Origin of the sequence: Streptococcus sp. HMSC061E03 (assembly GCF_001813505.1) — a bacterium.
Taxonomy (GTDB): Bacteria; Bacillota; Bacilli; order Lactobacillales; family Streptococcaceae; genus Streptococcus.
The window spans coordinates 1,156,609-1,165,092 of record NZ_KV812784.1 but is presented as its reverse complement, the minus strand read 5'-3'; the positions used below and the strand labels follow the sequence as shown (position 1 = coordinate 1,165,092).

Genomic DNA, 8,484 nt, shown 5'->3' with positions numbered 1-8,484 from the left:
GCGGAGGTGGGACGACGAAATCGAATTCTAACAAATTACCGATTTCTGTCTCACTCTCTTTCTTATCCAAGTATGATAGAATAAACTCATTAGATGGGAGAATATACATGAATCTATTTCGAAAAAAGGCTTGGGGACAGGTTCACCCAGGGTTAAACCGCTATTTACGGTTGTGGGATTTGATTATTTTAGGAATCGGTGCCATGGTGGGGACAGGGATCTTCACGATTACGGGGACTGTAGCGGCGAATTTAGCTGGTCCAGCCTTGATCATTTCAATTGTGATTGCGGCTTTTTGCGTCGGCTTATCTGCCCTCTTCTTTGCAGAATTTGCATCCCGCATTCCTTCAACTGGTGGAGCCTATAGCTACCTCTATGCCATCTTTGGAGAGTTTCCAGCCTGGATTGCAGGTTGGTTGACCGTGATGGAATTCATGACAGCCGTATCAGGTGTGGCCTCAGGTTGGGCTGCTTATTTCAAGGGATTGTTGGCCAATCTTGGCTGGCGTCTGCCGACGGCTTTAAATGGGACTTTTGATCCAGCTGCGGGAACTTATGTGGATCTCTTACCTATTTTGGTCATGGTCCTCGTCACAGCCTTGGTCCTTATGAATGCAAAAGCCGTCTTACGCTTCAATTCCTTGCTGGTCTTACTCAAGTTCTCAGCTCTTACCTTGTTTATTCTTGTCGGGATTTTTCACCTAAACCCTGGCAACTGGGGAAACTTTGCCCCTTATGGCTTTGGCGAAATTTATGGTGGTCAAACAGGGATTATGGCTGGCGCTTCGCTCATGTTCTTTGCCTTTCTTGGTTTTGAGTCCATTTCAATGGCGGTCGATGAAATCAAGGAACCACAAAAGAACGTTCCTCGCGGCATTGTCCTTAGTCTTTTGATCACAACGGTTCTTTATATCTTGGTTACCCTGGTTTTGACCGGCATGGTTCCTTTTAAGAACTTAAATGTAGAGGATGCGGTTGCCTTTGCCCTCCGTCAGGTAGGAGCTAGCTGGGCAGGGAATTATGTATCGTTGGTCGCTATTTTGACCCTGATTACCGTCTGCATTTCTATGACTTTTGCCCTCTCACGGATGATTTACAGTTTGGCGCGAGATGGCCTTTTGCCAAAAGCGATGAAACAGCTCGATCCTAAAACCAGAATCCCAAAAAATGCGACCCTGGTCGCTGGAGTAATGGCTGCCATTGCTGGTGGAGTTTTTCCGCTAGCTAGTATCGCTTCCTTTTTAAATATCTGTACCTTGGCTTACCTGGTTATGTTGGCCTTTGCCCTCTTGAAATTGCGCAAGGAACACGGTGCTCCTGGACCTGGTGAATTTAAAACGCCTTTGGTTCCGGTCTTGCCAATTCTATCGATTGTGGTCTGTGTGTCCTTTATGACCCAGTATTCTCTATCGACCTGGCTGGCCTTTGGAGTTGCTCTCTTGATTGGGATAGGAATTTATTTTGGCTATGGGTATCGCCATTCAGAAGAACATAAATAAAAGATGAAAGCTAGAGTAGAAGAACTCTGGCTTTTTGTATAGGGAAAGCTCTTTTTTTGGTATATAAAAGGTGAAAGTTAAATAGATAACAAAGGAGAACACCATGACATTTGAAGAGATTTTAAATAATAGTAATCATAAATTTCTTTAATGAATTCCACATAGAGTTCTGGTTTCTTAAAATTATATTTTATAGAGTTCGTCTACATTTCTTATTGTTTCACTCTAGAATAATTGGTAGAGGGTTATAATAGAATTATATTTTCGAAAAGTCGAAGTAGTTATAAATATTTATAAAAGTATAAGAAAGTAAAAGATAAGATTGAAAAATGAATAGGAGGTTATTATGAGATTCATTATTTCTTTTATCACATTTTGTGGTTTAGTTGGTGTTTGGTATTTTATAAAAAAACAACCTAATATAAAATATCGAAACATTTCGGCTTTGATCTCTTTAATTAGTTTTGTTATATTTGGTTTATTCTTTCGAGAAGATAAATCTCAACAAGGTTCGGTCAGATCTGTTGTTAGTTCAAGCAGTTCGTCTTTGAATTTATCTACAACAACTCAGGCATCTTCCTCGATATTAGAAGTGAGTTCATCAAGCGAATCAGCTTCGATATCAAATCAATTTAATGATGAAGAGTTTCAAAAATATGCTAGTCAATTTCAGAATAAATTGAATGAGTTGGTAAAAGAAACTGGGCAAGTTTATAGTGCTACAGGGAGAGGTCTTATACTATATCTGACTGTTCCACAAGACTTTAAATATAATTCAAAAGATAATATTCAAGAATTTGCTGATAAAGTGTTGCAGGTCAAGAATGAAACTTTTCCTGTTTGGCTTGTTGAAAATGGCTATTCTGCACAAGATGTAAGTATTCGTCTACACATTAAGACAGAAGATGGAACGGTACTCGCAAAAGAAAAGTTATCGGGAATAATGAAAGTTACGAAGTAAAAAATCAAATTAAGCAAACCTACCTCAAAAATGTTGGCTGATCTGTCTATTAAAAATGAAATAAGTCATCTTATTAATTTGCTAAAAAATAAATACATATTTTGGTTCTTCTAGTTTTGATAGAAGAAAAATTAAAATGTTAGTTTTTGTTAGTATGTGTTATTTTTCGAAGAAAACCGAAAATTTTATCTAGGTTTTCACAATATGTGATATAGTTTTTTTGAAACTATTTTTATATAGACTTTGAACTAATTAATTCTTGACATTGGAGTACGTGGAATTTACTTGGAAAATAAAAAAACGCTGATTTTACGACGTTTTTAACCTATTTAGAATTTACTTGGAAAATAAAAATTATGGAAGATAAAGATTTAAAAAAGTTATTAGAATTATTGAATAAAAATGAAGATGAAATTATTGAATACAAAGTTAATAATAAAGATCATGATCGTATAGGCAAATATATATCAGCTTTAGCTAACTCAGCAGCAATGTTAGGTCAGCAATTCTCATACTTAATTTGGGGGGTTAATGATGTTTCAAAAGAAATTATTGGTACAAAATTCTATCCAAAAACTGAAAAACATGCACAGGGTGAGCCGTTTATTACTTGGTTAGAAAGGATGCTTGATCCTCGTATCACAATTCGTTTTGAAGAATATGATATCGAACAAAAACATGTTGTCGTTTTAGTCATCCACATGAATGCTGGTAGACCTGTTGCTTTTAGCGGTAGTCGATACATTAGAAGTGGATCTTCATTAAAAAACTTAAAGGATTATCCTGAAAAGGAAAGAGAACTGTGGAAATCCTTTGAATCGCGATCATTTGAAAGAGAGTATGCAAAAACCGCATGTACATTTGAAGAAATTAAAGAATTGATTGATGTTAATTCCTATTTGAAAATGATGGGATACTTTGAAGATTCAAACGATGAAGAGATAATTTTTCATATGATAGAAGATGGTGTGATAGAATCTTCTGGAAAAACTTTCAATCTAACCAATATGGGAGCATTTACATTCGCAAAAAATCTTAAAAATTTTGAAAATTTATCTGCTCATGCTTTACGAGTAATTAGATATGCCGGTAATAATAAACTAAGTGCAGTAGCTGATAATACAGCTAGTAAAGGAGCTGCCGTTGGTTTTGAAGGTTTACTAAAATTTATCAATGGTCATTTACCTCGTAATCCTGAAACGTTAAAAGATAATGGACAAATCACTTCTGATACAGATTATCCTCCTCTGGTTATACGTGAAATAGTTGCAAACCAAATAGTACATCAGGATTTTTCTGTAAAAGGTAGCTCACCAACAATTGAAATATTTGATAATAGAGTAGTATTCACAAATCCTGGATCTCCTCTTAATCGTCCTGAAAGATTGCTTGATATGCCTCCTTACTCTCGAAATGAAGCTTTAGCTGAACTATTTCGAAAGATGCATTTAGTAGAGTCTCGTGGTAGCGGTATAGATAAGATTATCTTAACGTTGGAATTAAATCACTTACCTGCTCCGGATATAGCTGCTAAGGATAATTATACTGTTGTTACTTTACATCAACGACGAACAATCCAAGAAATGGGGAATAGAGAAAAAATAAATGCTATTTATTATCATTCTGCATTACTCTACATAGAAGATAATTTTATGACAAATAGTACACTAAGAAAAAGATTCGGATTGACAAATAAACAATCATCTATCGCTTCTAAACTCATTGCTCTTGCGTTAGAAAATGACAAAATAAAAATTTATGACGAAAACGCTGGAAAAAAGAATATGCAGTATATTCCATACTGGGGCATTAGTTACAATAATAACTCTACTCCAATTTCCTCAAAATAAACGCTAATAAGGGATTTCACAAGTTCAAACATGATTTGAACCACAATTTAAAACCTTTTTAATAATAGTTTACCTAATGATGTTTTTTGAAAGGAATATAAAAATTTCAGAAGTAAAAAAAGATGGCAGTACAGTATATTGTGCTAGTATGTATTTAGAAATAGATTAGATAACTGGAAAAAGGTGAAAACTAGTATAACTGCCCAAACTAGAAAAGAACAAAATTAAATGATAAAACCTAGCAAAAAAATTTAAATATAAATTCAGTTACATTACTGAGTTAGTGTAGATATAACATTATTAGGAACCAGCTGATTTATGGCTAGATACATTTAAATTAACTGTAAAACCATAGACCTTAAAATATAACGAAATCACAATTGTATAACATTTAGTTCTTATTATAAAAGAGCCATGAATGCTCTTTAGGTTCACAAAAAGGTGAACAAAATACAATGAATATGTTTTACGAGTTCATAAAGTTCATCATATCAATATTAAATTACATCAAAGGAGAACACCATGACATTTGAAGAGATTTTACCAGGATTAAAGGCCAAGAAAAAATATGTACGAACAGGATGGGGTGGAGGAGAAAACTATGTCCAATTGTTTGATACCATCGAGCAAAATGGAGTGGCTCTGGAAGTGACACCTTATTTCCTCATTAACGTGTCTGGTGAAGGCGAAGGCTTTTCCATGTGGAGTCCAACTCCCTGTGATGTTCTAGCGACAGATTGGGTGGAAGTCCATGACTAAACGGGTCTTGATTACAGGCGTGAGCTCCGGGATTGGTCTGGCGCAAGCTCGTTTGTTTTTAGAAAAGGGCTACCAGGTCTATGGGGTGGATCAGGGAGCTGATCCCCAGTTGCCAGGTGAGTTTCACTTCTTACAGCTAGACTTAACCTTGGATTTGACGCCGATTTTTGACTGGTGTCCTGAGGTAGATGTCTTGTGCAATACAGCTGGAGTATTGGACGATTATAAACCGCTTCTGGAGCAAAGCGCTCAGGAGATTCAGGAGATTTTTGAGATTAACTATGTGACTCCGGTGGAGCTGACACGGCATTATCTGACTCAAATGTTGGAGAAGAAGCGAGGTATCATCATCAATATGTGCTCCATTGCATCTATTCTAGCTGGTGGAGGCGGTCACGCTTATACTTCCTCCAAGCATGCTCTAGCGGGCTTTACCAAGCAGTTGGCCCTGGATTATGCAGAATCTGGCATTCAAGTCTTTGGGATCGCTCCAGGTGCTGTCAAGACTGGCATGACTGCTGCGGACTTTGAACCCGGTGGCTTAGCAGACTGGGTAGCCAGTGAAACACCTATCAAACGCTGGATTGAGCCAGAAGAAGTGGCAGAAGTCAGTTTCTTTTTGGCCAGTGGGAAGGTATCTGCCATGCAGGGACAAATCTTGACCATTGATGGTGGTTGGAGTTTGAAGTAGGAGGAATTGATGGAAATCAAAAAACACTTTGGTGTCTACGGCATTTGCTATGAGAATGGGAAACTTCTCTGTATTGAAAAAACAAGAGGCCCCTATCAACATCGTTTTGATCTACCGGGTGGTAGTCAGGAACTCGGTGAGGGGTTGACAGAAACCCTTAAGAGAGAAGTTCTGGAAGAGACGGGTTATACGCTTAGCCGTTACTTAAATCCTAGGATTTATGACGTGCTGGTTCAAGAAGAGGGGCAAGACTTCGCTGTACATCATACCATGGCCTTTTATGATGTAGTGCTCGATTTCGAGAGCTCTCAAAAATCCCTTCCTCATGAAGTTCTTGATGGAAGTAATGATTCAGCAAATGTTATTTGGCTGAATTTGGAAGAAATTACCGAAGAAAATGCCTCGCCTTTAGTATTAAAAGTGAAGGCAGAGTTACGAGGATTTCCAGAATTAGAACGGATAAGTTATAGGAATTGGAAGGTAAAATAGAGGGATAATGGAACTATTTAAAACATGGAAGAAAAATATGGTTCTCTATGGTCTTAAATCTCAAATTGGAACTGTATACCGAAACAGTGATGGGACAACAAGTTTTTATGATATTGGGAATTTTCTATACTTAGCAGGGGAGCTAAATTCTAGATTTTGGGAAGATTTTGTTAGGCAATATGGTTTAGATTATAAGATTATTATTTCAGAAGACACTAAGTGGCAAGATTTTCTGCATCAGAAACTGGAGCTAATTTCTTTTGCTCGCTATTCTTTTAAAGATAAGGCAAATTTTCAAGTTGAATTTCTAAATGATCTAGTTAGTCAGTTAGAGAAAGGTTACAATATTGTACCTATTGATAATCGTATTTATAACTGCCTTTCTGAGGAAGAATGGTCACAAGATTTACAGGGGGATTTTGAGTCCTACCAGGATTTTGCTTTAAAAGGTGGATTTGGCTTTGTGATTCTTAAAAATAATGAAGTGATTGCTGGGATTTCCTCAGGGTTAGTTTACCGTGAAGCAGTTGAAGTGGAAGTTGCAACTAGACCAAACGAACAAGGAAATGGATTTGCCAAAAAGCTTGGTGCTGCAATGATTCTAGAGAGTTTAAATAGAGATATGTTTCCACTTTGGGATGCTCATAACGAGGCTTCCAAAAAAGTAGCAGAATTTTTAGGATATGAGTTAGTTGAACCTTATGAAGCTTTTGAACTAGAGGAAAGTGTCATATAATGATATCTGATATTGTATCTTTTAAGACGAGGTGAATGAACATGCAAAATCAACTAGCTCTTAGTGGCGAAAAAATTGTTGAGAAAGTTTATCCCCATTTATTGCACCACGTCGGCTTGATTCGTGGGGAATACTTGTTGAGAGAACTAAACCAAAACATACTATTACCAAATTGTCAGCAATTTGTGAAAGATTATCTAGACACTATTTGTCATTTGTACTCAGATGAAGAAGTCTGGTATCGCTTTTCAGAGTTAACAAATGCAGAAGCAAATATTCTAGACGGGACTAAAGAGTATTTTGACGAACGCCACCCCTTATTTGGATACAGAGGTATCAGGCGTTTGTTGGCGTGTCCAGATGAATTTCAGGCTGAGACAAATGTTGTTACAGAAGTTTTTCAAACCAATCCCAATCTGTCTGTTATTTTTCCTTTTGTCAATGATGCCGAACAATTAAAACAAGCTATTACAGTATTGCGTCAGTATGGTTTTACCGGGAAAGTCGGCACGATGATTGAATTACCATCAGCTTATTTCGACTTGGACAGGATACTGGAAACGGGCATTTCAAAGATTGTAGTTGGAATGAATGATTTAACTTCTTTTATTTTTGCGACTGTGAGAAACAGTCAATGGCATGATATGGAAAGTCCAATTATGTTAGATATGTTGAGACAGATGCAGGATAAAGCAAAGAAGAACAAGATTGATTTTGCTGTAGCAGGCTATCTGAATACTTCTTTCATACAAAAAATGAATCAGATGGGTATCGAATGTATTCTCCATTACAGCTCTATTCCAGAGATTTTTGATTTAGAAATTGACCATCCAGACCATCTTAAACATATAAAAGAAGAAAGTAAAAAATTACAAAGGAGAACTCATGACACCTCAAGAAATGTGGAATTCATACAAACAAATCAACCCCTCGATTGGAGATGAGATAGATGCCTGGGCTTTTGGAGTGGACCCAGACCTTTTAGCGGAACTGGTCTTTAAAGGCGAAAAAACAGCAACAGCCTCAGCCTACGACCTTTATGCACTAGAAGACGAACCCCTTCCCAAAAAAGGGACTTTTGATGTCATTTTAGATAGTCAAGATCAGGCTGTCTGCATTGTCGAAGTCACGAAGGTTTCCGTTCAGCCTTTTCATCAAGTGTCAGAAGACCATGCCTATAAGGAAGGTGAAGGCGACAAATCTCTGGCCTATTGGCGTCAGGTTCATGAGGACTTTTTCAAAGACTGCTTAGGAGAAGCAGGATTGACTTTTACACCTGATAGCAAGGTGGTTTTAGAAGAATTTCGCAAGGTTTATCCATTATAGATACGCTCTCCATTTAGAAAATCAGAAAAAAGAATAACTGTTTTTATACAAAATAGGCCTAGTGATCGTGACAAGCTAAAAATACTGCTCAGTTCTTAGAACTATTAAAAGATTTTTTGAGACTTTCCGCTGTGAGAAAAGTGAGAGTGGGACAGAAATCGGTAATTCGTTAG

At 37.1% G+C, this 8,484-nt stretch carries 9 protein-coding genes; all 9 read left to right on the top strand.

Annotation, left to right across the window (positions count from 1 at the left end; genetic code table 11):
* The first annotated feature begins 107 nt into the window (after positions 1-107).
* A complete protein-coding gene (locus HMPREF2917_RS05905) occupies positions 108-1,499 on the top strand; it encodes an APC family permease (protein ID WP_070589533.1) in 1,392 nt (463 codons plus the stop codon).
* A 346-nt stretch (positions 1,500-1,845) separates the two neighbouring features.
* Positions 1,846-2,460, top strand: a complete 615-nt coding sequence (locus HMPREF2917_RS05900) for a hypothetical protein (RefSeq protein WP_070589531.1) — start codon at positions 1,846-1,848, stop codon at positions 2,458-2,460.
* A gap of 356 nt (positions 2,461-2,816) precedes the next feature.
* On the top strand, positions 2,817-4,310 hold the full coding sequence (locus HMPREF2917_RS05895) for an ATP-binding protein (RefSeq protein WP_070589529.1): 1,494 nt from the start codon (positions 2,817-2,819) through the stop codon (positions 4,308-4,310).
* 522 nt (positions 4,311-4,832) lie between these two features.
* Positions 4,833-5,069, top strand: a complete 237-nt coding sequence (locus HMPREF2917_RS05890) for a DUF2829 domain-containing protein (RefSeq protein ID WP_070589528.1) — start codon at positions 4,833-4,835, stop codon at positions 5,067-5,069.
* Entirely contained in the window at positions 5,062-5,760 is a 699-nt protein-coding gene (locus HMPREF2917_RS05885; protein ID WP_070589525.1) for a 3-oxoacyl-ACP reductase, read from the top strand. The genes HMPREF2917_RS05890 and HMPREF2917_RS05885 overlap by 8 nt, the downstream gene beginning before the upstream one ends.
* A gap of 9 nt (positions 5,761-5,769) precedes the next feature.
* Entirely contained in the window at positions 5,770-6,249 is a 480-nt protein-coding gene (locus HMPREF2917_RS05880) for an NUDIX hydrolase (protein ID WP_070589523.1), read from the top strand.
* A 7-nt stretch (positions 6,250-6,256) separates the two neighbouring features.
* Positions 6,257-6,985, top strand: a complete 729-nt coding sequence (locus tag HMPREF2917_RS05875; protein ID WP_070589521.1) for a GNAT family N-acetyltransferase — start codon at positions 6,257-6,259, stop codon at positions 6,983-6,985.
* Between the two features lie 41 nt (positions 6,986-7,026).
* Entirely contained in the window at positions 7,027-7,929 is a 903-nt protein-coding gene (locus HMPREF2917_RS05870; protein ID WP_070589519.1) for a putative PEP-binding protein, read from the top strand.
* The gene (locus HMPREF2917_RS05865; RefSeq protein WP_070589517.1) at positions 7,871-8,311 is read left to right on the top strand and encodes an ASCH domain-containing protein; all 441 of its coding nucleotides are present in this window, start codon (positions 7,871-7,873) and stop codon (positions 8,309-8,311) included. Before HMPREF2917_RS05870 ends, HMPREF2917_RS05865 begins: the two co-directional genes overlap by 59 nt.
* Positions 8,312-8,484: the final 173 nt, after the last annotated feature.